The 23,097-nt window shown below is 59.9% G+C and carries 24 protein-coding genes; 13 read left to right on the top strand and 11 right to left on the bottom strand.

What is annotated here, in order from left to right; translation table 11 throughout:
- Nucleotides 1-510: 510 nt before the first annotated feature.
- The 4 genes from tauA (at nt 511) to EQW76_RS24690 (ending at nt 3,570) form a co-directional block, all read left to right on the top strand.
- Complete coding sequence (gene tauA / locus EQW76_RS24675) at nt 511-1,524, top strand: taurine ABC transporter substrate-binding protein (protein ID WP_142831691.1); 1,014 nt, start codon at nt 511-513, stop codon at nt 1,522-1,524.
- A 58-nt stretch (nt 1,525-1,582) separates the two neighbouring features.
- The gene (locus tag EQW76_RS24680; RefSeq protein WP_142831690.1) at nt 1,583-2,374 is read left to right on the top strand and encodes an ABC transporter ATP-binding protein; all 792 of its coding nucleotides are present in this window, start codon (nt 1,583-1,585) and stop codon (nt 2,372-2,374) included.
- Nucleotides 2,371-3,225, top strand: a complete 855-nt coding sequence (locus tag EQW76_RS24685) for an ABC transporter permease subunit (RefSeq protein WP_142831689.1) — start codon at nt 2,371-2,373, stop codon at nt 3,223-3,225. The genes EQW76_RS24680 and EQW76_RS24685 overlap by 4 nt, the downstream gene beginning before the upstream one ends.
- A gap of 189 nt (nt 3,226-3,414) precedes the next feature.
- Nucleotides 3,415-3,570 (top strand): hypothetical protein, encoded by a 156-nt coding sequence (locus EQW76_RS24690; RefSeq protein WP_219259082.1) that lies wholly within the window; start codon nt 3,415-3,417, stop codon nt 3,568-3,570.
- A gap of 70 nt (nt 3,571-3,640) precedes the next feature.
- Here the strand turns inward: EQW76_RS24690 and EQW76_RS24695 are convergent, their stop codons facing one another.
- The 9 genes from EQW76_RS24695 to EQW76_RS24735 all read right to left on the bottom strand — a co-directional run bounded on the left by EQW76_RS24695 (nt 3,641) and on the right by EQW76_RS24735 (nt 12,350).
- The gene (locus EQW76_RS24695; RefSeq protein WP_142831688.1) at nt 3,641-3,832 is read right to left on the bottom strand and encodes a hypothetical protein; all 192 of its coding nucleotides are present in this window, start codon (nt 3,830-3,832) and stop codon (nt 3,641-3,643) included.
- Nucleotides 3,833-4,000: 168 nt separating this feature from the next.
- Nucleotides 4,001-4,750, bottom strand: coding sequence for a VOC family protein (locus EQW76_RS24700; RefSeq protein WP_142831687.1), 750 nt, complete (start codon nt 4,748-4,750; stop codon nt 4,001-4,003).
- A gap of 54 nt (nt 4,751-4,804) precedes the next feature.
- Nucleotides 4,805-5,407, bottom strand: a complete 603-nt coding sequence (locus EQW76_RS24705) for an alkylhydroperoxidase domain protein (protein ID WP_142831686.1) — start codon at nt 5,405-5,407, stop codon at nt 4,805-4,807.
- A gap of 9 nt (nt 5,408-5,416) precedes the next feature.
- Nucleotides 5,417-6,064, bottom strand: coding sequence for a CMD domain protein (locus EQW76_RS24710; RefSeq protein ID WP_142831685.1), 648 nt, complete (start codon nt 6,062-6,064; stop codon nt 5,417-5,419).
- Nucleotides 6,065-6,091: 27 nt separating this feature from the next.
- On the bottom strand, nt 6,092-7,141 hold the full coding sequence (locus EQW76_RS24715; protein ID WP_142831684.1) for a putative FMN-dependent luciferase-like monooxygenase: 1,050 nt from the start codon (nt 7,139-7,141) through the stop codon (nt 6,092-6,094).
- 4 nt (nt 7,142-7,145) lie between these two features.
- Entirely contained in the window at nt 7,146-8,840 is a 1,695-nt protein-coding gene (locus EQW76_RS24720) for an ABC transporter ATP-binding protein (protein WP_142831683.1), read from the bottom strand.
- Nucleotides 8,837-9,745, bottom strand: coding sequence for an ABC transporter permease (locus EQW76_RS24725; RefSeq protein WP_142831682.1), 909 nt, complete (start codon nt 9,743-9,745; stop codon nt 8,837-8,839). Before EQW76_RS24725 ends, EQW76_RS24720 begins: the two co-directional genes overlap by 4 nt.
- Complete coding sequence (locus EQW76_RS24730) at nt 9,742-10,686, bottom strand: ABC transporter permease (RefSeq protein ID WP_142831681.1); 945 nt, start codon at nt 10,684-10,686, stop codon at nt 9,742-9,744. The genes EQW76_RS24725 and EQW76_RS24730 overlap by 4 nt, the downstream gene beginning before the upstream one ends.
- A 53-nt stretch (nt 10,687-10,739) precedes the next feature.
- Nucleotides 10,740-12,350, bottom strand: coding sequence for a TIGR04028 family ABC transporter substrate-binding protein (locus EQW76_RS24735; protein ID WP_162854787.1), 1,611 nt, complete (start codon nt 12,348-12,350; stop codon nt 10,740-10,742).
- Nucleotides 12,351-12,805: 455 nt separating this feature from the next.
- On the opposite strand from EQW76_RS24735, the gene EQW76_RS24740 reads away from it, so the two are divergent.
- Genes EQW76_RS24740 through EQW76_RS24750 form a run of 3 tightly spaced genes read left to right on the top strand, consistent with a single transcriptional unit; the run spans nt 12,806 to nt 15,400 of the window.
- Nucleotides 12,806-13,774: an aliphatic sulfonate ABC transporter substrate-binding protein gene (locus EQW76_RS24740; protein ID WP_142831679.1), complete on the top strand. Its 969-nt coding sequence runs from the start codon at nt 12,806-12,808 to the stop codon at nt 13,772-13,774.
- 16 nt (nt 13,775-13,790) lie between these two features.
- Complete coding sequence (locus EQW76_RS24745) at nt 13,791-14,636, top strand: ABC transporter permease (RefSeq protein WP_142831678.1); 846 nt, start codon at nt 13,791-13,793, stop codon at nt 14,634-14,636.
- Nucleotides 14,636-15,400, top strand: a complete 765-nt coding sequence (locus EQW76_RS24750) for an ABC transporter ATP-binding protein (RefSeq protein ID WP_142831677.1) — start codon at nt 14,636-14,638, stop codon at nt 15,398-15,400. Before EQW76_RS24745 ends, EQW76_RS24750 begins: the two co-directional genes overlap by 1 nt.
- A 31-nt stretch (nt 15,401-15,431) precedes the next feature.
- On the opposite strand, the gene EQW76_RS24755 is transcribed toward EQW76_RS24750, so the two are convergent.
- Both EQW76_RS24755 and EQW76_RS29090 read right to left on the bottom strand, forming a co-directional pair.
- Complete coding sequence (locus tag EQW76_RS24755; protein ID WP_142831697.1) at nt 15,432-16,013, bottom strand: alpha/beta fold hydrolase; 582 nt, start codon at nt 16,011-16,013, stop codon at nt 15,432-15,434.
- A 220-nt stretch (nt 16,014-16,233) separates the two neighbouring features.
- The gene (locus EQW76_RS29090; RefSeq protein WP_153816604.1) at nt 16,234-16,404 is read right to left on the bottom strand and encodes a hypothetical protein; all 171 of its coding nucleotides are present in this window, start codon (nt 16,402-16,404) and stop codon (nt 16,234-16,236) included.
- A gap of 148 nt (nt 16,405-16,552) precedes the next feature.
- Here EQW76_RS29090 and EQW76_RS24760 point away from each other — a divergent pair, with 148 nt between their 5' ends.
- From EQW76_RS24760 to EQW76_RS24785, 6 genes are all read left to right on the top strand, one after another.
- A complete protein-coding gene (locus EQW76_RS24760) occupies nt 16,553-17,308 on the top strand; it encodes an ABC transporter substrate-binding protein (RefSeq protein ID WP_244615510.1) in 756 nt (251 codons plus the stop codon).
- Nucleotides 17,309-17,523: 215 nt separating this feature from the next.
- The gene (locus tag EQW76_RS24765) at nt 17,524-18,945 is read left to right on the top strand and encodes an LLM class flavin-dependent oxidoreductase (protein WP_143123331.1); all 1,422 of its coding nucleotides are present in this window, start codon (nt 17,524-17,526) and stop codon (nt 18,943-18,945) included.
- The gene (locus EQW76_RS24770; protein WP_142831675.1) at nt 18,945-19,712 is read left to right on the top strand and encodes an ABC transporter ATP-binding protein; all 768 of its coding nucleotides are present in this window, start codon (nt 18,945-18,947) and stop codon (nt 19,710-19,712) included. The genes EQW76_RS24765 and EQW76_RS24770 overlap by 1 nt, the downstream gene beginning before the upstream one ends.
- A gap of 9 nt (nt 19,713-19,721) precedes the next feature.
- Entirely contained in the window at nt 19,722-20,603 is an 882-nt protein-coding gene (locus EQW76_RS24775) for a branched-chain amino acid ABC transporter permease (protein ID WP_143123327.1), read from the top strand.
- A gap of 2 nt (nt 20,604-20,605) precedes the next feature.
- Entirely contained in the window at nt 20,606-21,658 is a 1,053-nt protein-coding gene (locus tag EQW76_RS24780; protein ID WP_224128293.1) for a branched-chain amino acid ABC transporter permease, read from the top strand.
- Nucleotides 21,659-21,744: 86 nt separating this feature from the next.
- On the top strand, nt 21,745-23,085 hold the full coding sequence (locus EQW76_RS24785) for an ABC transporter substrate-binding protein (RefSeq protein ID WP_142831672.1): 1,341 nt from the start codon (nt 21,745-21,747) through the stop codon (nt 23,083-23,085).
- Nucleotides 23,086-23,097 lie beyond the last annotated feature (12 nt).

Consider the following 23,097-nt stretch of genomic DNA (forward strand, 5'->3'; position numbering starts at 1 on the left):
CCTTTCGCTCGACCCGTTCAAGCATTCACTCAACTCCCGACAGATCAGCACGACTAAGGTCGCAACATCCAAAGAAGACGTATAAGTCATAGTGCATAGTGACCCCGATTGCGAGTCCTGGCGTCGTCTCATAGTCGACGCCCCAACGAAAGCTGCCCCGACAGCGTGGGGCGACCGGAGTTGTCACCGCAGGGCACCGCAAAGCGGACCCCGCCGTCGAAAGCCTAATCCATAGCCGGCTGTCATCTGCGAACACCACTTAGGTTTGACGAAAGAACAGATTCGATCTGTCGGCTAACAGCCGACGTCGTCAAGCAGTCATCCGCATCCCCCTGCGTGTAAAGATGCCGGATGCAGCTTTGACAGGAAGCTATTTCCCAACTCATCTTGAATTTTAGTATATTTGAACTGTGAAAGCTCAAAGCCCCTGCTTAGCCTATAGTCGCCGGCGTCACGAAAGGCGACGGCTCAAGAAACGGCGACGTGCGCCACATGGGTAGGGACGGGACAATGAAACTCCACAAGGGACTGCTTGCCAGCTTGTTCGGCGCAATGACACTGGTTGCTGCCTTCGGAGCCAGTGCGGCCGACAAAAAAGTCGTCGTTGGCTATCAGACGGATGCCTTGCCGTCGTCGGTCGGCATCGCTAACGGCGCCTTTGCCAAGGCGACCGGCTATGACATCGATTTCCGTAAATTCAATTCTGGCGCCGATATCTTTGCCGCCATCGCCTCCGGTGACGTGCAGGTCGGCTATGTCGGTTCCAGCCCCTTTGCAGCGGCGACTTCGCGCGGCCTGGCCGTCAAGGCCTTCTACCTCTCGTCGATTTCGGGCATCGACGAAGCGCTTGTCGTGCGCAATGGCTCTGGGATCAATACGCTAGCGGATCTGAAAGGCAAGAAGCTGGCGGCCGCTCCGGTCTCGACTGACCACTACCAGCTTCTCGCTCTCATCAAGAGCCTCGGCCTGACCGAAAAGGACGTTCAGGTCTTCGCCATTCCCCAGCCGCAGATCGTTGCGGGTTTCGCGCGCGGTGATATCGATGGCGGCTTCGTTTGGGATCCAGCGCTGACTGAACTGAAAAAGAACGGCAAGGTGCTTATCACCTCCAAGGAGGTTGCCGACAAAGGAGCGCCGACCTTCTCCGCCTGGGTCGCCGCTACCGACTTCGCCGACAAGAACCCCGGTTTCCTGAAAAACTTTGCCGGCGTTATCAACGCCTCCTATGCTTCCTTCGCCAACGACAAGCCCGCTTGGGGGCCGGACAGCGACAACGCCAAGCTGCTGGCCAAGCAGCTCGGCGGCACGGCGGAACAGCAATCTGCCGCACTGAAGAACCTGACATTACTGACACCTGAAGTTCAGGCTTCCGATGCCTGGCTCGGCGGTGGTGAGAAGTCCGGTGCGGCCAAAATCCTCAAGGATACAGCAACGTTCCTTAAGGACCAGGGCAAGGTCTCGGACGTCCTGCCAAGCTACGCCGCCTTCGTCACGCCGGACGCCGTCGTCGCGCCGAGTAACTGATAGCAGCTGTCCCGCGCTGTCGTTATTCGCAGCGCGGGAAACGAATTGGATTTCACATATGCTGAAAGTCGAACGCGCCTCCGTCTATTTCAAAGCGCGGGATGGCCGCACTGTGCATGCTCTGGACCGGGTGTCTCTCGACATCCCCGACCAGGGTTTCGTCGTTGCACTGGGTGCTTCCGGCTGTGGCAAGTCGACCTTGCTGCATGCCATCGCCGGATTTCTGCCGCTGTCGGAAGGCAAGATAACGCTGGACGGCCGGCCGATCGAAAAGCCCGGTGCCGACCGTGGCGTCGTGTTTCAGAAAGATACGCTCCTGCCCTGGAAGTCGGTCCTCGACAATGTTGGCCTGGGGCTGAAATTTGCGGGCGCCGGAAAATTCGAGCGCCGCGAGAAATCGCAGGAGCTGCTGCAGCTGGTTGGTCTCGGCGAGTTCGGCAACGCCCTGCCTCATGAGCTCTCCGGTGGAATGCGCCAGCGCGTCGGCATCGCCCGGGCACTGGCGACGGAGCCGGATATCCTGCTCATGGACGAGCCGTTCGGCGCGCTCGACAGTCTGACGCGCGAGCAAATGCAGGAGCTTCTGGTGTCGATCTGGCACCGGACGCGAAAGCGCATCTTCTTCATCACCCATTCGATCGAGGAGGCGCTGTTCCTTGGCACAGAACTGATCGTCATGTCGCCGCGCCCAGGCCGGGTCGTCGCTAGATTCAGCCTCGATTTCGTCAAGGATCTTGCCAAAAGTGGCGATGCGCGGGCGATCAAGACATCGTCCAAATTTGCCGATCTGCGCGAAGAGATCCGCACCATCATCCACAGCACCGACGACGTCAGGAGCGCTGCCGAATGACCGAACTGACAGAAGCAGCGAGCATTCTCCATCCCGAGGCGGAGGCGACCCATCGCCTCGTCAAGATGCGCACCTTCGGCATAGGCGAGCGATCGACTGCACCGATCAGCATCATCACCGGTATTTTGCTCTTGGCCGCCTGGTGGGGCGTGGCGAAATCTGGGCTCGTCGCCCATCTCTTTCTGCCGACGCCGGAAGAAGTCGTGAAGCAGGCAGTCGCCGTCTACAATGACGGCTATGCTGGCGCATCACTCTGGGAGCATGTCTCGGCCAGCCTGTTTCGAATTCTCTCTGCCGCGTTCGTTGCCTGTCTTTTCGGCGTGCCCGTCGGGCTGGCCATGGGATTGAACCGCTGGGCCAAGGGCGTACTCGACACGCCCATCGAATTCTACTGGCCGCTGCCGCCACTCGCCTACCTGCCGCTGATGATCATCTGGCTCGGCATTGGCGAGACGTCTAAGATCACCCTGCTGGTTCTGGCGATGTTCGCGCCAATCTGCCTGTCTGCCCAGGCCGGTGTGCGGTCCCTACCGATCGAGCGGGTCAACGCTGCGCTGTCGCTGGGCGCCAGCCGCTGGAACCTGTTTTTCGACATCGTTTTGCCCTCGGCATTGCCGGAAATCCTGACGGGCATCCGCATCGCGCTCGGCGTCGGCTGGGGAACGCTTGTGGCGGCCGAATTGATCGCGGCAACCCGCGGAATTGGGTTCATGATCATGTCGGCCTCGCAATTTCTGGCAACGGATGTGGTATTCGTCGGCATCGGCATCATCGCCGCTTGCGCGTTTGCCTTTACGCTGGTGATGCGTGCCTTGGAGGCATGGCTCGTGCCCTGGAAAGGCAAGAGCTGACGCTCCTGTCAGTCGAAACCTCCGCGGAACAAAAGAGAGTAGGTCACCATCAGGAAGCTGGCTCAAGATGCGCGAGTTTCGCCCACTTGACGATCTCGTGCGGCTTTGCAATTCATTGGCAGAGGTCGCCGAAGAGGGCTATTTTTCCTGCATTGGGTGCCAGGATCGAAGTAGCGAGATACTGTTGCAATGAGGTCATTGCTGCTGCTCGATGAGCCGACCTCGGCGCTGAATGCGTCCGTCCAGGCCGGCATTCTCGACCTGCTCAACGATCTCGCGGTATCGCATGACATGACGCTGGTCAGCCATGATCCCGGCGTCATCGGACATATGACCAGGCCATAACGATGGAGAAGGGGCGCATCATCGGCGACGCCGACCACGCTGCGCTCGTCGCGCAGGCATCGGCCGTGCGTTAACGACGCCGCCGATAGCGCAGAGAAGACAAGCTGCCGTCCAGTTCGGAAATCTGCGCTAGCAGCTCGTCGGTGGTGCCGTCCTCGCAATCGTCACTTCCAAAGCAGCGGCGCGCCTCGTGCAGATTCAGCCTGTCTTCCAGACTGTCGCGGCAAGACCGAAGGCGACCGAAATAGCGCAGGACGCTCATAGCGTTCTCCATGTCAGACGTGGATGTCTCCGCGGAAACGGTTCTGTCAAATTAGTCTATCCAGCGAGTAGACTAAAGAAATGCAGCCCCGCTCCTGTCGCAATTCTTGAAAAAGATGACCACCGGGTGCCAACCCTCGGCTCTAGATCATCCGGCAACGACCCGCCGCTAAGGACGGATGCGCAGGACGGCGCGATGTGAGCGGCCGATGTCGAGATCCGCGGCGACGCCCCCATGCAGATCGATTGAGGAGACGCCCTCGCCACGCGTTTGCAGACGGCCCTGCTCCGCGCCATGGTCTGGCCCGACGAGTTCGATAATCGACGTGCCGATGGCGATGCGGATATCCTCGCCGGATCGCGTGACGGCATCGTCGCCCAACAGCGCGCGATAACGGCCGGCGCTCGCCGCAATGTCAGCGACATCGACACGAACGACGGCGATGCCCTCAGCGCGGTTGGCGTGCTTGCGGTGCTCGCCTAGAGGCACGCGCAAATCCCGCGCGGTGACATCGCCGCACCAGAAGGGCAGGTCGCGCGTTTCCGGCCGAACGATCTGCCAATCTAGCCTTACGCCATCCGGCCGCACGCGTCCGCCGGAGGCGGGCTCTGTTAAGCTGAGGCCCCGCGCCCGGGCGGCGGCGATACCCGCCTGCGTGTCGTCGGGAGCAAGGGCGAAGTCGACAAAGCCCTCGCCGGCCTCAGCAAGCAGCGTCCACCACGGATTGCCGGGATCGGGCCGATGATAGGCGATGACCTCGAAATAGGCGCCATCGGCAAACACCACCAGCGCATTATGCGATACGCCGCCATGATGCACGCCGCCGGGATAAACCGTGAAGCCGAGTAGCCGGTAATCCGCAACGGCCCGCGCCAGATCGTTGACGGCGATGACGATATGGTCGAGGGCAAAAGCCATGGCTTGGTTTCCTTTGCGGCAGGATCGTGGGAGAGGTCGGACGCGCAAGCCCCTTCAGGCCGCAGGCGTTGGCTCTCCGAGCGACAGCATCAAGCGGTTGGCCCAGTTGAAGAATGCTGCGCCATGGATGACGTCGGAAATTTCCAGATTGTCCAGCCCCTCGGTCCGCAAGCGCTCAATTTCGGCAGCTCCAAAAACGGAGGGCGTGGCCGTCAGCGCCACGGAGGCGGCGACGATGGCATTCCAGCGGCTGCCGAGATCGGCATCGGTGCCCTCATCGAGAAGCCGCTGCACATCCTCCGTTCGCCTGGAAAAATGCGAGGCAAAACGGGCATGCACCGAGGCGCAGAAGATGCAGCCATTGGAGCGCGATGCGGCGGCGGCGGATAGTTCGCGCTCGGCGCGCGGCAAGCCGGACCTGGTGTTGTAGAAAATGTCTTTGTCCGCCTTGGTGCGGGCGCCCAAGATGTCGGGATCACGGGCAAGCAGCATGAAATAACTTGATTTCGCGCGGGCCGCATCGACGAGGCCGGCCCAATGCCGTTCGGTCAGGTCGGCCTCTTCCAATGGCTGAAGCCAGGGTGTCCAGCCGATCTCGGCCTGGGTAAAGGCGTTCGGGCGATTGTCGATATCGGTGTGGATGATCGTCTCGGTCAAAGTTGTCTCCTACGTGTTCACGGTTGCCGTCGTGTTTGGAGCAGCCAGTCGCTTGGTGCCGGCAGCGGCCAAGGCGGTCAGACCGCCAACCACGCGGATCTGGAAGGCCAGGAAGGCGACGATCTGCGACAGTGTGACGATGGCCGTCGTGCTCCAGCCGGCATCCAGCAGCCTCTGCAACGCCGCGGGGCCGGCCTCGCGCGGCCGGAACACCAGCAGATGGCTGTGCTGCAGCGCTGCCGTCAGCGTCTTGCCAAGCGTCACGGCGTTGAATTCTGAGATGGCGAAGGCCGGCCCCGGCTTGTCCTCCGCCGAAAGCGGCCCGCTCGGGAAGCGTCCGTAAGGCCCTTGCGTCCGTCCCTTTTCAACCTCGGCCTTGATGGCGCCGAGAAGCGACGCGCCGCCAGGAATCTCGGCCAGGCCCGAGGCATAGAAGTCCGCCACCGCATCGGCTCGATGCAGCCCCGCGACGAAGGCGGCCACCGTCAGGCGCTCAGTCCGACTGACATCGCCCGGCTCGGTTGGCTCGAACAGCTCTAGATAGCTCTTCTGGGCATTGGCGCGTGTTTCAGGTCGCTCGCTGCGAATGCGATCAATCTTGGACCCGGAGCTTATTCTGGTCAGGAGGTCGATGACGTCAGGTGTTGACGATGTCATGGGAATACCTTTCTGTTGAAAACGCGATCACATGGTTGCCACACTGAGGCGCCCAAGCGGTCGAATCGACTGCCCGCTCCAGCCTAGCGCCGGCGCGACTTCGCTGGCGATCAGCTCGAGCGAGCGCAGGATATAGGCGTGTGGTGGATCGACGGAGTGCACCTGGAAGACAAGATCGGTGACGCGCGACAGCGCCGTGTCGGCCTTTAACGAGGCAATGACATCATCCGGCGTCCCGACATGCACGTCGAAGGCCTTGATCAGGCCGGCGGTCGTCCGGTCGGCGATGACATGGCCGCTAGCGACAAAGCGCTCGACGCTGCGCTGAAGGCCGATTTCCGCCAGATGCAACGCCTCTTGCCGGTCGTCGGCGACAAACAGGCTGCGAGAGCCGAGAATGCGGGGTGCACGCCCGGTCGGCAACGCCGCAAGATAGGCGTCGATGATCGGGTTCTGCAGGTCCCAGAGGGTTGCAGACGGTGCCTCCTCCGGTCGCGGTTGGGTGCGCGACAGCATCAGGCCGTCGCCATCGCGGCCGGCCCTCTCGCCGCCGCCGACAGAGAAGGTCGCCTGCCAGACGCGATCCCCGAGGGTCGGCGCCCCCGGATAGAGCCTGTTGCCCCCCGGCAACTCGCCGCCGCTCCAGGCATTGCGGATGGTGGCGAGGTGGCTTGCATAGACGGGTCCGCGTTCGGCGCTTTCAAGGCCAAAGGGCAAGAAAGCTTGCGGCGTGCCACCGGTGCCAAAGCCGACCTCCAGCCGACCACCTGACAAGAGATCGAGCACGGCGGTGTCTTCGGCCACCCGCACGGGATTTTCCATCGGCAGGGTGATGACGCCGGTGCCGAGCCGGATGCGCGAGGTCCGGGCGGCAATATCGGCGAGCAGAATGAGCGGCGCCGGCAGGCCGCCTTCCTCCCCGTTAAAGTGGTGTTGCGCCAACCAGGCGCTGTCGAAGCCGAATTTCTCGGCATGGATGATCTGTTCGCCGACAAGGCGATAGCGGGTTTGTGCGTCCGTCTGGTCGAGTACGCGGCTGAAGAAGCCAAGGCGCTTTGGCTGAGAGCAAGCGGTCATGGGATTATCCTGCACTGGTAAGGGCGGCGCGCGTCAACAGCTGGTAGCGCTTGCCCGGAATGGCTTCGAGCAGCTCGCGGGTGTAGGCGTTTTGCGGATTGCCGAAAACGTCTTCCACCGCGCCATCCTCGACCAGCCTGCCGTTGTTGAGCACGGAGACGGTGTCGGCGATTTGTCGGACGACAGAAAGATCGTGTGAGACGAACAGATAGGTGAGGCCGAGATTTTGCTGCAACTTTTCCAGCAGCGTCAGGATCTGTGCCTGGACGGTAACATCGAGGGCGGACACAGCTTCGTCGAGCACAAGAATCTGCGGATCGAGGACCAGCGCCCGGGCAATGGCAACGCGCTGCCGCTGGCCGCCGGACAAAGCCCGCGGCTGGCGCTGCAGCACATCGGCCGGCAGGCCGACCTCTTCCACCATCGCCGCAACTCTGTCGAGCCGCTCTGCCGGCGCGATCCGCTCGAAATTCAAAAGTGGCTCCTCGACGATCCGGCGGATCGTCTGGTGCGGATCGAGCGAGCCGAACGGGTTTTGATAGACGAGCTGGATTTTCTTGCGAAAAAGCCGCAGCGTCTCGCCCTTCAGCGAAGCGAGCTCCAACCCATCGATGACGATCCTACCCGTCGTCGGGCGCTGGAAGCCGGCGACGGCGCGGATGGTCGTGGTCTTGCCGGAGCCGGATTCGCCGACAATGGCATGGGTGGTGCCGCGCCGGACGCGGAACGAAATGTCGTTGACAGCCCGAAAACCCGCACCCCTGCCCTGTCCAAACTCCTGGACGAGGTTTTCGACGACGATGATGTCCTTCGAGAGATCGTTCGCCGGCTGCGTATCGTCTGTCTGCTGCGCGGCAATGGCCGCAAAGAGCCTTCGTCTGATGTTAAGAGACGGCGCATCCGCCAAGAGCTGACGGGTATAGCTGCTTTTCGGCTGCCGCAGAATTTGGGCGGTGCGGCCCTGCTCCTGGATGACGCCGTGCTGCAGGACGACCAGCCGGTCGGCGCGGTCGACGGCGACCCCGAGGTCATGGGTGACAAGCAGCACCGCCGTCCCCGATTCCTGCCGCAGCCTGTCGATCAGCTCGAGGATGTGCCGCTGCACTGTGACATCCAGCGCGCTGGTCGGCTCATCGGCAATGATCAGCGATGGCTTGAGAGCGATGGCGATGGCGATCAGCACCCGCTGCTTCATGCCGCCGGACAGTTCGTGGGGATATTGCCCGGCGCGAAGTTCGGGCTGATTGAGGCCGACCCGATGCAGCAGTTCGATGGCGAGCTTATAGGCCTGCGCACCCGAGGCCTTGCCGTGGATGGTGAGGATTTCTGCCACCTGTCGGCCTATTGTCTTGACCGGGTTGAGCGCATTGCCCGGGTCCTGAGGGATAAGGCTGACGACCGAACCGCGAATACCGTTCAATCGCTTCTGCGGCCATCGTGCAATGTCCTGGCCATTAAGGCGGACGCTGCCGCCTTCAAGCCGGCCGTTAGAGGGCAGCAGCCCGATGATAGCCTGCGCCGTGGAACTCTTGCCGGAACCGGACCCACCGACCAGCGCCACAACCTCGCCGGCGGCGACGGTAAAATCGATGCCATGAACAGCGGTGCGCCATCCGTTCCGGTCCTCGTAGCCGACCGTTAGGCCGGAGACGTCGAGGGCATGCAAGGCGGCGTTGTTAACTGTCTGAACGATGGTCATATCCGCGCCCTCCCAATGGCTTGGCTGACACGATTGACAGAGAGTACGACCAATACGACGACGATGCCGGGTGCGGCCGTCAGCCACCAGGCGGTCGCGATATAATTTCGCCCCTCGGCGATCAATAGCCCCCATTCGGGTGTCGGCGGCGGTGCGCCGAAACCGAGGAAGCCAAGCGTTGCCAGCTGCAGGATGGCCCAGCCGATCTGCAATGCCGTAAACCCGATGACGGATGTCAGGGAGTTCGGCAGGATATGGCGCCAGAGCACCTGTAGGAAAGTGCCGCCACTGCCGAAGGCGGCCTCGACATAGTCGCTGCGGCGGACGGTGACGACCTCCGAGCGCACCAGCCGGGCAAAGCTGGCGATTGAGGTGACGCCGACGGCGATGGCGGCGTTGGTCGTACCGAAGCCAAGTAGCGCGATGACGCTCAGCGAAAGCAGCAGCGCCGGGATCGACAGCAGCACATCGACGAAGCGCATGATGGTGGCATCAACCCAGCCGCTGAGCGAGCCGGCGAAAATACCCATCGTCGTGCCGACGACAAGCCCAATGGAGACGGCCGCAAGCGCGCCTGACAGCGAATTGATCGACCCATAGACGATGCGACCGTAGACGTCGCGGCCGAGCGAATCTGTGCCGAGCAGATGCAGCGCGCTCGGTGCCTTGAGCTGCTGGCCCGGCTGGCCGGCAAAGGGGTCGTAGATCGTGAACAGACCCGGCACAATGGCCCACAAAGTGACGACGGCAAGAACGATGATGCCAAGGATCAGGCCCGGTTGGAGACGACGGATCAACCCGCGAGAGCGTCGATGTTCGGGCAGCAGGACTGGTGCTGGCGCAGCTGCGCCAACGCCGGTTTCCGCTGTTTCGACGGTATGTCCGGCTACATCGAGAAGGCTCATCGGATCCCTCCAAAAGCAACTCTCAGCCTCGGGTCGAAGACTGGATACAAGAGGTCAACGACGAGGTTGATGACCACGAAGGCGGTGGCGGAGATAACGACGATCGCCTGCAGCACAGCGACATCCTGACTATTGACCGCCTGTTCCGTCAGGCTGCCGATGCCATTCAGCCCGAAGACGGTCTCGGTAACGACGGCGCCGGCCAAAAGTTCGCCGAACAGTACGCCAGCGACGGTCATGACGGGAAGCGCCGCGTTTTTGGCGACATGCCGCCAAAGCACCCAGGCATGCGACGCACCCTTGGCACGGGCCACCGAGACAAAGGGCCGCGTCAAGACCTCATCGATGTTTCGCAACAGGATTTGCGCCATCGGCGCCGAGATCGGCACGGCAAGTGTCAGCACCGGCAGGATCAGACCCTGCCAGGGGCCGGGGTTGATTACCGGGACGAGGTGGAAGCGAAACGAAAACAGGTGAATGAGCATGATCCCAAGCCAGAAGGCCGGTACAGAGATGAAAAGCGCCGGGATCGACTGGATGAGGGTGCGCAATCGTCCGAAGCCGGCGATGTTGGCGAGCACGGCGATGACCATGGCAAACAGCGTTGCGGTCGCAAAGCCGAGGCCGGCAAGCCACAGGGTGGCCGGTAGATTGGTGGCAAGCTCGGAGCTGACCGGAACGCCGGCCTTGAACGAATAGCCGAAATCGCCCGTCAGAAACTTGCTTATGGCGCGAAAATATTGCTGCAATATCGAGCCATCAGCAGCGTAGGCGGTACGGAGCTCCGCCAGCTGGTCGGGGCTGAGGCCATAGTCCGGATTCTGAAATTTGATCAGCACCGCATCTCCAGGCATCGCCTGCAGCAGCAAGAAGGAAACCGTGAAGCTTACCCAGAGTACCAGCACCGCCTGCCCTACTCTCAACATGATATATCTTGGCATGACAGACCTCATCAACTGCATTGGCCCGGACGTCTGGCCGGGCCAGATATGTTTCAGTGTTCGGCAAGCCAGGTGTCGTAGAAGCTTGGACGGCCGACGGATTCAAAGGCAATGCCGCGGACATAAGGCGCGCTGGCAAAGACTTGCGGCTCTTCGAAGATCGGGATGACATAGGCCTGGTCGAGCAGATATGCCTGCGCCGCCTTGGAGGCGGCAAAGCGTTGGGCGCTGTCGGTTCCCGACGCAACGCTTTCCAGGAGTCCGTTCAGCTTGGCATCGACGAAGGTCGCCTTGGCGTTGAGACCGCCCTTCTGCAGCAATGCATCGCGGTTGAGCAGGTAGAACTGGCTTTTGATCACATCGGGATCGGCGCGGCCGACTTCGGCAACCACCAGCGGCGTTTTATCGGGATTGACGGTGTCGACGACGACATTGCCCGAGGTGCCGGCCAGCACTTGCAGCTTGACACCGACCTTTGCCCACTGCTGCGCCACGAGCTGCAGCACAGCCTTGTTCTGCGGCTGCGGCAGGGATTCGTAGACGGCCAGCGTTAGTGGCTTGCTGTCCTTCTGGCGAACGCCGTCTCCCCCCTTCGCCCAACCAGCCTCATCGAGAAGTTTTTCCGACAGCGCCGGGTCGTAGGATAGCTTATCGGACAGATCCTCATAGGCCGCGGCGGATGACGAAATCACGGATTTGGCAGCCGGGTAGTTGGCAGAAAACAGGGTCTCGACGATCTCCTTGTTGTTGGTCGCATGCAGAAGCGCCTGGCGCACCCGCACGTCGGCCACCAGCGGGTTCTCCGGTCGCAAGGCAATGCTGTCGTTGACGCCGCGGGTCGGCGCGGCATAGATCGGGAAGCTCTGGTCGCTGACCTTCTTTTCGTCATAGGCTTGCAATTGGCGGATGAAATCCGCTTGCCCTGACAGCAGCGCGCCGATGCGAACGCTGTCTTCGCCGGTAATTATGTATTTGAGGCTATCGAGATAGGCGCGCCCCTGATGCACGAGCTTCTGAGGACCCCAGTTGTAATCGCCGCGTGCCGTCAGCGTCAGATCCTTGCCGATGGTCTCGGCTGCGACCGTGAAGGGGCCGGAACCGATGATTTTCGTGGCGTCGCCGAGTTGCTCGAAGGGCAGGCCTAGCGTCTTCAACGACACCAACCCGGAGCCGATCACAGAGGTCCCCTGCAGGAAGCCGGGCGCCGGTTTCTTGAAGACAAATTTTACCGTTTGCGGATCGATAACTTCGCTGTGGTCATAATTGTTGATGACTTCGGAAACCGGCTGCTTCAGTGCCTTGTTGCCATGTCCAAAAGTATCGAAGTTCCTGGCCACCGCGTCGGCATCGAGCGGCGTGCCGTCGGAGAAGGTCACGCCCTTGCGCAGCTTGAAGACATATTCGGTGGCATCGGTGTTTACAGTCCAGGAATCGGCTATCCACGGCTCGATCTCCAGCGTCTTTGGGTTCTGGTAGGTCAGCTTGTCAGTGATCTGGTTGAGGATGCCGCCGTTCGGGTAGAAGCCGCCGGCCGGCGGATAGAGATTGGTGTGGGCCTGCTGCTCGAGATAGACCAGCGTGCCACCTGGTACCGGTTTCGCGACATCCGCCGTAAAGGCAGTCGATGACAGCAGCGATGCGATGCCGGCGAATGTTGCGGCCATGAAGGTAGTCTTGTTGCGCATGGGAGAGCCCTTGATGTGAATTCCTCTCAAGGGTACGGCATGCGGCTGCAGGCGCAATATTCTCTATTAAATTAGTGTGCTATTTTTGTCGGTATATGCAAAACAACCGACGCGTAAGATCATCTTTCCTTGCAACTTGTCTCCGATCCCATCCGCAGACCCTGTCTCGCGGCTCGTTCGGTATACAACTGCGACATCGGCCAGCACTTGCCCGTGGCATTGTCGCCGTGAATGCGGCACGCGGCCTAGACATCAGTTGGCCTATCCCCACCGCTCGGGATGTCCACTGCCGTCGGCACAGCTATTCTCGAAAAATTATTCCTGTTGAGGCAGCCGAATGAGAGAAATCTGCGTCCCGCATCGGGGTGCCTTCTCTTACGATTGCGATAAGACAATTTTTTCGTCAAATCAAAAACAAGAGGCAGCCCCAGATGATGTCGACGATCAGAGCTACATTCTTGGGAGTTGCAGTCGCCGTCGGCATGGTCGCCGGGTCTGCAGGGGCGGCCCAGCTTTCAGAGATCCGCATCGACTGGGCTACCTACAATCCGGTAAGCCTGCTTCTCAAGAAGGAGGGCTTGCTGGAAAAGGAGTTCAAGAATGACGGCATCAAGATCACCTGGGTGCAGTCGGCCGGATCCAACAAGGCGTTGGAATTCCTTAATGCGAGCTCGATCGATTTCGGCTCGACAGCCGGCGCCGCGGCGCTGATTGCCCGTGTCAACGGCAATCCGGTCAAATCGATATATGTTTTTTCGCGGCCTGAGTGGACGGCTCTAGTCACCCGTGCAGACAGCCCGATCAAGTCTGTAGCCGACCTCAGGGGCAAATCCATCGCAGTCACGCGTGGCACCGATCCACACATATTCCTCGTGCGCGCGCTGGCAGATGCCGGGTTGACAGAAAAGGATGTCAAGCTTGTGCTGCTGCAACATGCCGACGGTAAGCTCGCCCTATTGCGTGGCGATGTTGACGCCTGGGCGGGCCTCGACCCCCTGATGGCATCGGCCGAGGTCGAAGAGGGCGCGAAGCTCTTTTTCCGCAAGCCCGAGAACAATACCTGGGGCGTGCTGAACACCACGGAGACGTTCGCTGCAGAGCATCCAGACATCGTGAAGCGCGTGATTGCGGTATACGAGCGGGCACGCCAAGATGCCCTAAAGCACCCTGAAGCGCTCAAGGCGGCGCTGGTCGAGGCAGCGAAGCTACCGGAAAACGTGATCGACAAGCAACTCGAGCGCACCGACCTCACCAAGCCGACCATCGGTACAGCCCAGAGGGAAACCGTTGTCGCGGCTGGAAAGGCATTACAGAAGGCCGGAGTCATACAGGCAGGGGCGGATGTCGAGAAGGTGGCAGGTGAACTAATCGATACGGACTTTGCCGTCACAGATACTCGGTAGGGTTACGGTTCACTCCATGACGGATGCAGCCGAAGTCAGGCAGACTATCGATAAGCAAGCCGCGAGCGCCCGCAAACGACGGGCGCTCGCGGCTTTTTCCGTGCGCATTGCCAAGGCAATTATCATTCCCGCTGGTCTACTCATTTTCTGGGAAGTGGCTGTCGATCTCGGCTGGATGGGTGGACGGTTGATGCCGCCGCCGTCGATGGTGATGAAGACAATCTGGGCACTGTTGCAGAGTGGCGAGTTGCTGACACATGTGTGGATCACGACGCTTCGCGTCCTGCTGGGATTCTGTATCGGAACCGTGGCTGGCACCATTGCCGGCGCGCTGACGGGCTATTTTCCGCTGGCTCGCCAGTTGCTCGATCCGACCCTGCAGGCGTTAAGGGCCATCCCCTCAGTCGCCTGGGTGCCCTTGTTCATCCTTTGGCTCGGTATCTTCGAGACATCAAAAATCGCGCTGATTGCCGTCGGCGTGTTCTTTCCTGTCTATCTTGGCTTTTCCGGCGCGCTGCAGTCGGTCGATCGCAAGATCGTTGAGGTCGGTCGCATCTTTCGGCTGTCAGGTTTTGCGATGGTCGGGCGCATTTTGCTGCCAGCGGTGTTTCCTGCCTACGTGATTGCATTGCGGGCTGGTCTTGGACTTGGCTGGATGTTCGTTGTCGCCGCAGAGTTCATGGGCGCTTCCGAAGGACTTGGCTACCTGCTCGTCGACGGCCAGCAATTGGGGAAACCGGCGCAGATCATGGCGGCTATTGTCTGTTTTGCAATTATCGGCAAGGCAACCGACAGCTTGCTGGTCTTGGCCACCGCCCCTTTGCTTCGCTGGCAGGACACTTTCAACCGGGGGCAGAGCTGATGTTGTCGTTGCAGGGTCTTTCAAAAACATTCGCCGGCGGCATGCACGCTCTTGAGGGAGTTTCACTGCGGGTGAGACCCGGCGAGATCGTCGCCGTGATCGGCGGCTCCGGCTGCGGCAAGAGCACGCTGCTGCGTCTAGTTAGCGGCCTTGATCACCCAAGCCGTGGCCGTGTGATGCTGGGCGCAGAAACGATTTTGGAACCGCACCCTCGCATCAATCTGATTTTCCAGGAGCCGAGGCTGCTGCCGTGGTTGACGGTGGCGGGCAATGTGGGCTTTGGATTGCCGAAACAAACCGCTATCAACCGGGTTGGCCTTGTAAATGAGGCGCTGGAGAAGGTCGGCCTCTCATCCTATGCGGCGCGGTGGTCGAAGGAGCTTTCGGGTGGTCAAGCGCAACGTGTGGCGATTGCGCGTGCCTTGGTGACCCGCCCAAAAGTCCTGCTTCTCGATGAGCCGTTTTCGGCCTTGGACGCATTTACCCGAATAGATCTGCAAGACCATCTTCTCGATATCTGGGATGATACGCGGCCGACGCTGATCCTCGTTACTCACGACATCGAGGAGGCAGTAGCGTTGGCAGACCGGGTCGTTGTCATGCGCCCACGTCCTGGTCAGATACTCGATGAGGTTGCGATCCAGCTGCCAAGAAAGCGAGACAGGACAGCCCCCGCCTTTGAAGCTAAAAGACGCGAAATCCTGGCGCTTCTGAATATGTCGTTACAATCTGCAGCGTGTCAGATGACCGCAAGTCGATCGTGATCAGTGTGTTACCAGTCGGACATCGCCGACGTCACCGAACCGGGCACGTCGGCAGTTCGGCCACTGACCTGCGACGGCGGGTGCGTGACTTCATACCTTCAAGCAGCTGATAACCGCCGCTCCATCGACCAAAGCCACTGGCCGTGTTGATGTGTCCGGCGTTACCGATATTCTTTATCTCTGCGCCCCAGCAACGGCCGACCAGCGTCAGGCGGTCGAGCGACATGTAGCGGTCGTTGAGGCTGCCAACGACTTTAGTGGGAAAAGGCAATTGCCCCATCGGCATGTCGCCGAAGAGGACTTTCCCGGGGTGAAGAGTGTGGGTCGGCTCTAGATCACAGGGCGCGACGAGCAGCGCGGCCTTGACCTGTCTGGCGGCGCCTCTCCCGGCGAGGTGTGCGGCGAGCAGGCAGCCAAGGCTGTGGGCAACGATATAAGCCTCGCCGACAGCATCGAGCGCCTCTTCCAGACGCAGCATCCAATCACTGAGCCTCGGATTGTTGAAATCATCCTGAACGACGCATAGGCTGTCAGGCTGGTCCCGCAACCAATGCTGCTGCCAGTGTGCCTCATCCGATCCGAATAGCCCCGGCAAGATTAGGACTGCGGTCATGACCTGATTTTCTCCCTCAAGAGGATTCTGGGACGCGAACAATCCCTGGTCCTGCTCGTTGAGCTCCCCTCAGACCAGTCCCGCGACAAATGCGAACAGGAACAGGAATGCGAAGACGACCGCCCCCGTCAGCGCAGCGCGCTAAGCTGCGCCTCAGATCGACCGGCTGAATAAGCTGCAAATGCCAAGTGTATCCAATGACATAGCTCATATATGGGCCTCAATACCACGGTGCAGGGCTGAATCCCCAATAGTACATCTCGTATTCACTGGTCGGGCGCTCGCGCTCGTGCTCTGGAAACACCTCAGGGGTGCGCAATTTCTGCCGCTGTCCACGCTCGAAAAGAGTGGCGAGACGCAGTGTCAAATGTCCAAAAAATTTTGGCTTCATGCTGATCCCCTTCTGTCTATTGAGCATTTGAATGATCCTATCGTCGACGTGGTATCTGCGGCTTGCGGGTGCCAGATACAGCCCGGTCGGCCGCCACATACCAATATTGTCGATAGAGTTAGTAGATTGAAGAAATGAACGCCTAACCTTGAACCTGAGCCCGAAAAATTCGCCTGCGCGCACTGTCTTCGGCGCAACGCTTCCGTATCCGCATCAATTCAAAGAAGCCGCCATTCGACAATTCGGCGCTGCGTCAGCGCCGGTCTATGCCATCGACAAGGACGGCATAACACAAGGTATTCTCGACGGCCTCAACAAGCCGCTTGCGCAGATGGTGACTCCGGCGCATTTCGACTGGAGCGACAGTGTTTCGGGCCTTGAATACGATCTCGACAGAGCCACGGCGCTGATCGCCGCAGCCGGCAAACCCCTAAAATTACACCTGACGACTGGCGCGTTCTTCGACCAACGCGTTGCTGAAGCTATCCTGCAGGAATTGCAGGACCTAGGTTTCGATGCCGATATGGTTCAGGTCGACACCCCGCCTTTCTGCAGCTTATCCAGAAGGGGACGGCAGATGGCCCCACCCTCGCCATCAGCGCGTTCTCCTGCGCATGCCGACGACGCCCTCTCCTCATTGTTCCACCCCGGCAGCAGCTGGACAGTCGCGAAAAGGCCGGAAATCGGCAGCCTGGTCAACAAGGCTGGCTCGTCCTCAGACGACAAGCGCCGCCTCGCCGACTCGCAAAAAAGTCTCGAACTGGATCGCCAAGGGCATCCCCACTGGGCCGCTTTACCAGATGGTGGCAATCTACAGCGCAGCGAGGCCCTTAAATTTCAAACCGACGCCGAACGAAAGCTTCTCGATCAACCGCATGAGTGGCGATGGTTGATTGGATTATAGCGGGCTTGAAGCGCTCGCTAGCCAATGTGTGGAAGGATTATAGTCAATGGAAAATAATTCGAGCTCACGGCTGACCAAGTGTCAGAGATGACCTCCGGCAGCGCAAAAGGAGAAAAAAATTCTACGAAGTACTCTATTAAAAATATATACTAACTATGCATTTGGAAAGCGGCCGATTAGATTCTCGTTCAGTAAAACGAGCAGCCGGAGCCGCCATGTCGCGTTCAATTCGCTTCAATGCCTTTGATATGAACTGCGTCGGACATCAGTCTCCCGGCCTATGGAAACACCCGCGTGATAGGTCCTGGAAATACAAAGACTTAGATTACTGGCAGGACTTGGCTAGAACACTTGAGCGGGGAATCTTCGATGGCATCTTCATTGCCGACGTGATCGGTTATTATGACGTTTATAAGGGTTCGAACTATCACGCCATTGAGCAGGCGGCACAGATTCCAGTCAACGATCCTCTGCAGTTGGCGGCACCCATCGCGCTTGCGACCGAACACCTGGGCATCGGCATCACCGCATCGACATCGTTCGAACATCCCTACACCTTCGCGCGCCGCCTCGCGACGGCCGATCACCACACTAAGGGGCGCATTGGCTGGAACATCGTGACCTCGTATCTTGAAAGCGGTGCGAAGAATATTGGCCAGCTTGGTCTGAAGGGGCATGACAACCGCTATGAAATCGCTGCCGAATATGTTGAGGTCCTATACAAGCTGTTCGAGGGCAGCTGGGAGGAAGGCGCAGTTCAGCGCGATGCGGTTCGCGGCATCTTCACCGACCCCAGCAAAGTGCACGAGATTGGCCACAAAGGCAAATACTTCGATGTCCCGGGCTATCATCTGAGCGAGCCCTCGCCGCAGCGTACGCCCGTCCTGTACCAGGCTGGCGCCTCAGGGCCGGGCAAGGCTTTCGCCGCAGCACACGCGGAATGCGTCTTCGTTGGCGCGCCGACCAAATCATTGCTCAAAGCCTATGTCGCCGAGATCCGCCAGCGGGCTGCCGATGCCGGTCGCGATCCACGCAAGGTACTGATCTACAATCTCTCAACGCTGATCATCGACGAGACGGACGAGAAGGCACGAAAGCGCTTCGAGGAATACCAGGCCCATAGCTCTTATGACGGTTCGCTGGTGTTCATGTCAGGCTGGAGCGGCATCGATTTTGGCCAGTACGCGCCGACCGATGCTTTGAAGAAGGTCGAAACCAATGCGATCGTTTCGATGGTCGAGCATTTCGCTGGCAAGGACAAGGCGTGGACCGTGGAGGAACTCGCCCGCTGGGGCGGCATCGGCGGTGTTGGGCCAGTCTTCGTGGGTTCGCCGTCGACTATCGCCGACATCCTGCAGGAGTGGTCGGAAGAGACCGATGTCGATGGCTACAATCTTGCCTACGCGGTAACGCCCGAAAGCTTCGAGCAGGCCGTCGATCTGCTCGTACCGGAATTGCAGAAGCGCGGGGTCTATCCAACCGCGTACCGGCCGGGAACGTTGCGGGAAAAACTGTTCGGCGAAGGTCCATATCTTGCCAAATCTCATCCCGCAGACGCATATCGCGACATCGAGGCTTTCAAGCGCCGCCAGACTGAACGGGCGGCAACGCAACAGCTTAGAACTGCGGGCTTGTAATGTCGGCGCTTCTGGAACTGCATCACGTCTCACTTTCCTTCAAGGGCGTTACTGCGATCAGCGCCCTTAGCTTCTCGGTGCAGCCGGGGGAAATCTGCGCCCTGATCGGGCCGAACGGCGCAGGTAAAAGTTCGCTGCTAAACGTGATCAACGGAGTCTATCATGCCGATTCAGGCGACGTCGTCTTTGACGGCCTGCGCTTCGAGGCAATCCGGCCGCAAAAGGCCGCGCGTCTCGGCATCGGGCGAACCTTTCAGCATAATGCTCTCTTTCGTAGGCTTTCGGTCCGCGAGAACGTGTTGGCCGGTCTTTCACGGCATGGCAAGGCAAGTTTTGTCGAGAACATCCTACGCATCGGGCGCGATTGGGAGGAGCGGCGGACATTCCTTGCCCGCGCCGAAAGTATACTAGCCTTCCTCGGCCTCGAGCGGCATGCCGAGACCATCGTCTCGACCCTGCCCTACGGCTTGCAGAAGCGGGTCGACCTTGGTCGTGCCCTCGTTGCTGATCCCAAACTTCTTCTCCTCGACGAGCCGATGGCCGGCATGAACCAAGAGGAAAAGCATGAGATGAGCAGGATCATTGCGGAGGTCAACCGGACCTTCGGGACGACCGTCGTGCTGATCGAGCACGATGTCGGCATCGTGCTCGACCTTGCTCATCATGTCGTCGTTCTAGACTACGGCCGCAAGATCGCCGACGGCCTTCCTGCTGAAGTGCGCGCCGATCCAGACGTCATCGCGGCCTATCTCGGCACGGTTCATTGAGGAGAGCGCATGTCCTTTTTCTTTGAAACCTTGGTCACCGGACTGTTTGCGGGGCTAATGTACGCGCTCGTCGCCATCGGTTTCGTGCTGATTTACAAGGCCTCCGGCGTGTTCAATTATGCCCAGGGATCGATGGTGTTCCTCGCCGCCCTTGCCTTTGTCACGCTTGTCGAACATGGGGTAAATTTCTGGATCGCATTCGTGCTGACGGTCGCGCTGATGATAGCTGCGGCTGTCCTGATTGAGGCGACGGTTCTGCGACCCTTGCGCAACCGTGATCCGTTGACGTTGTTCATGGCGACGCTTGGTCTGAGCTTCGTGGTTGACGGCGCCTCGCAGTTCTTTATGGGCACCGACGTCCATATGCTCGACATCGGTGTCGAGGATATCGCCGAGAGTTACGGCGGCATCCTCATCAGCCAGTTTGACATCGTCGCGTCGTTCATCGTCGTTGCATTGGTGGCAGTGCTGGCCTTGGTGTTCAATAAGACCCTCATGGGGATCTCGCTGCGGGCTGTCGCCGACGATACGCTGGCAGCGCAATCGATCGGCATCCGCTTGCCCGCTATTTGGCGGATCGTCTGGAGCGTTGCAGGAATCGTCGCCCTTGTCGCCGGCTTACTTTGGGGCGCACGCCAAGGGGTTCAGTATTCGCTGTCCCTCATTACGCTAAAGGCGCTACCGGTACTTATTATCGGCGGCTTTTCGTCAATCCCGGGAGCTATTGCGGGCGGTCTGATCGTCGGCGCCAGCGAGGCGCTGGCCGACATCTACATAGGCCCGCTAGTCAACGGCAGTGTCTCCTCCTGGTTCGCCTACATTCTCGCCATCGCCTTCCTCCTCGTTCGGCCCTCAGGCTTGTTCGGCGAGCGCGAAATCGAAAGGGTGTGATGATGACCGCATTTCAATATACAAGCCTTCCCACCAGTGGGCGTATTGCGCCCAATGCGCGATACCTCCTGATCGCCGCCGGCCTAGCCGTCGTTTTCGGACTCATACCGGCAATCGCCAATGACTATTGGTTGAGTTCCATCATCATCCCGACGGTCGTCATGGGACTTGCCGGCATCGGCCTCAATCTTCTGCAGGGCTATACAGGGCTGGTGTCGCTTGGCTCTGCCGCCTTCATGGCCATCGGCGCCTTTTCCGCGTACAATTTCATCCTGAGAGTTCCTGGCATGCCGCTGCCAGTCGTCCTCTTGGCCTCGGGGCTCGTTGCTGCACTTGCCGGCGTTGTCTTCGGCCTGCCTGCGTTGCGCATCAAGGGTTTCTATCTTAGCGCTTCAACGCTGGGTGCGCAGTTCCTTTTCGAATGGCTGTTCAGCAACTTCAGCTGGTTCTCCAACGACAGTCAGTCGCTGACTATTTCGGCGCCGCGTCTGACCCTGTTTAACTACGACCTGCAAACGCCGCTGGGCCGTTATTTGCTGGCCACCGGCGTCACGACCCTTTTGGTCGGTCTCGCCCTGCTCATCGTCCGGAGCCGCCTGGGGCGCGAATGGATGGCTATCCGCGACATGGAGACGGCGGCATCGGTGCTCGGGATCAAGGTCGCGCGGCGCAAGCTGCAAGCCTATGCTATCAGTTCCTTCTTTCTTGGCATCACCGGCATTCTCTGGGCATTCGCTTATCTCGGTACGTCGGACGCCCACACCTTCAGTCTCGACAAGTCCTTCCAGATCCTGTTCATCGTCCTGATCGGAGGCGTTGCGACCATCTTCGGCAACTTCCTCGGCGCCGCCTTCATTGTCCTGACGCCGATCCTGCTCGATCGCGTCGTCCTGGCAGCCCACCTGTCCTTCATCGGTGACCAAGGCGCCCTGACAAACCTGCAGCGCATCGTCTTTGGCGTCATCATCATCGTCCTGCTGATCAAGGAGCCGGACGGCCTGACGGCGCTCATTCGCCGCGCGGTCGGCATGTTTAGGGCAAAAAGGTCCGAATGAAGCCTGTTGGCGACAAGCGCAAATGGCGGTCGCCCCGATCAATCATTCTCATCGCTATCCTTCAACCACCGCATCAAGGGGTTACCATGTCTCTTTTTTCTAAGACAATCACGCTCAGCGCCACAGCATTGATCGCTTTATCAACTCTCGGCGCAGCCGCACACGCGGAAGAGGGAAGTGGCCAGCAGCTCTTCCCCCTGTTTTCCTACCGCACCGGGCCCTACGCGCCATCCGGCATTCCGCAGTGGGCCGGCTATCGGGATTATTTCAACTATATTAATGCGAACGGAGGGGTAAACGGCGTCAAGATCTTCGTTCAGGAATGTGAAACGGCGTATACGCTCGAACGCGCATTCGAATGCTACGAGCGCTATAAAAATGGATATGCCGGCGCTCCGGTTGCTGTGCTCTTCACCACATCGAGCGGCTTCGACGCCGCCGTCTCCGACAAGGCCCGCCAAGACAAGCTGCCGATCGTGTCGGTCGCCGGCGGTCGGGGCGATGCCGTCGATGGAAGCGTCTTTCCCTATCAGTTTCCGCTGCTATTCGACTACTGGACCGAGGCTTCAATCGTCGTCGAGCACATCGCCAATACGGTGGGCGGCTATGACAAGCTGAAGGGACTGAAGATTGCCACCCTTTACCACGACTCGGGTTATGGGCGTGAAACCATCCAGCCCATGGCGATCCTCTCCAAGAAATACGGCTTCGAAAATATCCAGATCCCCGTTCCGGACCCAGGCCAACAGCAGCAGGCGCAGTGGCAGCAGATCAAGCGCGCCGGCGTCGATTGGGTTTTCTTCCGAGCCTGGGGCGTGATGTCGCCGGTTGGCCTGAAGACTGCGGCCCGCGTCGGCTTCCCGGCCGACCACATCATAGGCGATATATGGACCGGATCGGAAGAAGACGCGCGTCCCGCCGGACCAGCCGCCAAAAATTATCTGGCGGTCTCCGTGTTCCCGTCTGGGACAGATTTCAAGGTCAGCCAGGAGATTAAGAAGAACATCATCGATGCCGGCAAGGGAGATCTGAGCGACGGCTCGAAGTTCGGTTCGGTCTATTACAATGCCGGCCTGCTGCAGGCGATCCTCTACACCGAGATCCTGCGGACGGGACAAGCCAAGTACGGAAACCGGCCTTTGACTTCAGCCGAAGGGCAGTGGGCCGTTGAACATCTCAACCTGACCGCCGAGCGTATCGAGGAACTCGGTGCCACGGGCCTCATAAGCCCAATCAAGGTGACGCCACAGGATCACGAGGGCAGTCCCGCTGCCAAGATCGTCCAGTGGGACGGCACGAGATGGACGGCAAAAACCGATTGGCTGAAAGGAGATCGACCGCTGTTCAAGGATGCCATCTACGCCAGGGCCGCAGCCTACGCGAAAGAAAAAAGCATCACGCCCCGTCCGTCCGACGCGGTCAACTAACACTAAAAGGAT

It is taken from the genome of Rhizobium sp. rho-13.1, assembly GCF_007000305.1.
GTDB lineage: Bacteria > Pseudomonadota > Alphaproteobacteria > Rhizobiales > Rhizobiaceae > Rhizobium > Rhizobium rhododendri.

Coding starts and splice junctions, on each gene's coding strand:
- tauA (WP_142831691.1), top strand. CDS start 511: ATGAAACTCCACAAGGGACTGCTTGCCAGCTTGTTCGGCGCAATGACA.
- EQW76_RS24680 (WP_142831690.1), top strand. CDS start 1,583: ATGCTGAAAGTCGAACGCGCCTCCGTCTATTTCAAAGCGCGGGATGGC.
- EQW76_RS24685 (WP_142831689.1), top strand. CDS start 2,371: ATGACCGAACTGACAGAAGCAGCGAGCATTCTCCATCCCGAGGCGGAG.
- EQW76_RS24690 (WP_219259082.1), top strand. CDS start 3,415: ATGAGGTCATTGCTGCTGCTCGATGAGCCGACCTCGGCGCTGAATGCG.
- EQW76_RS24695 (WP_142831688.1), bottom strand. CDS start 3,832: ATGAGCGTCCTGCGCTATTTCGGTCGCCTTCGGTCTTGCCGCGACAGT.
- EQW76_RS24700 (WP_142831687.1), bottom strand. CDS start 4,750: ATGGCTTTTGCCCTCGACCATATCGTCATCGCCGTCAACGATCTGGCG.
- EQW76_RS24710 (WP_142831685.1), bottom strand. CDS start 6,064: ATGACATCGTCAACACCTGACGTCATCGACCTCCTGACCAGAATAAGC.
- EQW76_RS24715 (WP_142831684.1), bottom strand. CDS start 7,141: ATGACCGCTTGCTCTCAGCCAAAGCGCCTTGGCTTCTTCAGCCGCGTA.
- EQW76_RS24720 (WP_142831683.1), bottom strand. CDS start 8,840: ATGACCATCGTTCAGACAGTTAACAACGCCGCCTTGCATGCCCTCGAC.
- EQW76_RS24725 (WP_142831682.1), bottom strand. CDS start 9,745: ATGAGCCTTCTCGATGTAGCCGGACATACCGTCGAAACAGCGGAAACC.
- EQW76_RS24730 (WP_142831681.1), bottom strand. CDS start 10,686: ATGCCAAGATATATCATGTTGAGAGTAGGGCAGGCGGTGCTGGTACTC.
- EQW76_RS24735 (WP_162854787.1), bottom strand. CDS start 12,350: ATGGCCGCAACATTCGCCGGCATCGCATCGCTGCTGTCATCGACTGCC.
- EQW76_RS24740 (WP_142831679.1), top strand. CDS start 12,806: ATGTCGACGATCAGAGCTACATTCTTGGGAGTTGCAGTCGCCGTCGGC.
- EQW76_RS24745 (WP_142831678.1), top strand. CDS start 13,791: ATGACGGATGCAGCCGAAGTCAGGCAGACTATCGATAAGCAAGCCGCG.
- EQW76_RS24750 (WP_142831677.1), top strand. CDS start 14,636: ATGTTGTCGTTGCAGGGTCTTTCAAAAACATTCGCCGGCGGCATGCAC.
- EQW76_RS24755 (WP_142831697.1), bottom strand. CDS start 16,013: ATGACCGCAGTCCTAATCTTGCCGGGGCTATTCGGATCGGATGAGGCA.
- EQW76_RS29090 (WP_153816604.1), bottom strand. CDS start 16,404: ATGAAGCCAAAATTTTTTGGACATTTGACACTGCGTCTCGCCACTCTT.
- EQW76_RS24765 (WP_143123331.1), top strand. CDS start 17,524: ATGTCGCGTTCAATTCGCTTCAATGCCTTTGATATGAACTGCGTCGGA.
- EQW76_RS24770 (WP_142831675.1), top strand. CDS start 18,945: ATGTCGGCGCTTCTGGAACTGCATCACGTCTCACTTTCCTTCAAGGGC.
- EQW76_RS24775 (WP_143123327.1), top strand. CDS start 19,722: ATGTCCTTTTTCTTTGAAACCTTGGTCACCGGACTGTTTGCGGGGCTA.
- EQW76_RS24780 (WP_224128293.1), top strand. CDS start 20,606: ATGACCGCATTTCAATATACAAGCCTTCCCACCAGTGGGCGTATTGCG.
- EQW76_RS24785 (WP_142831672.1), top strand. CDS start 21,745: ATGTCTCTTTTTTCTAAGACAATCACGCTCAGCGCCACAGCATTGATC.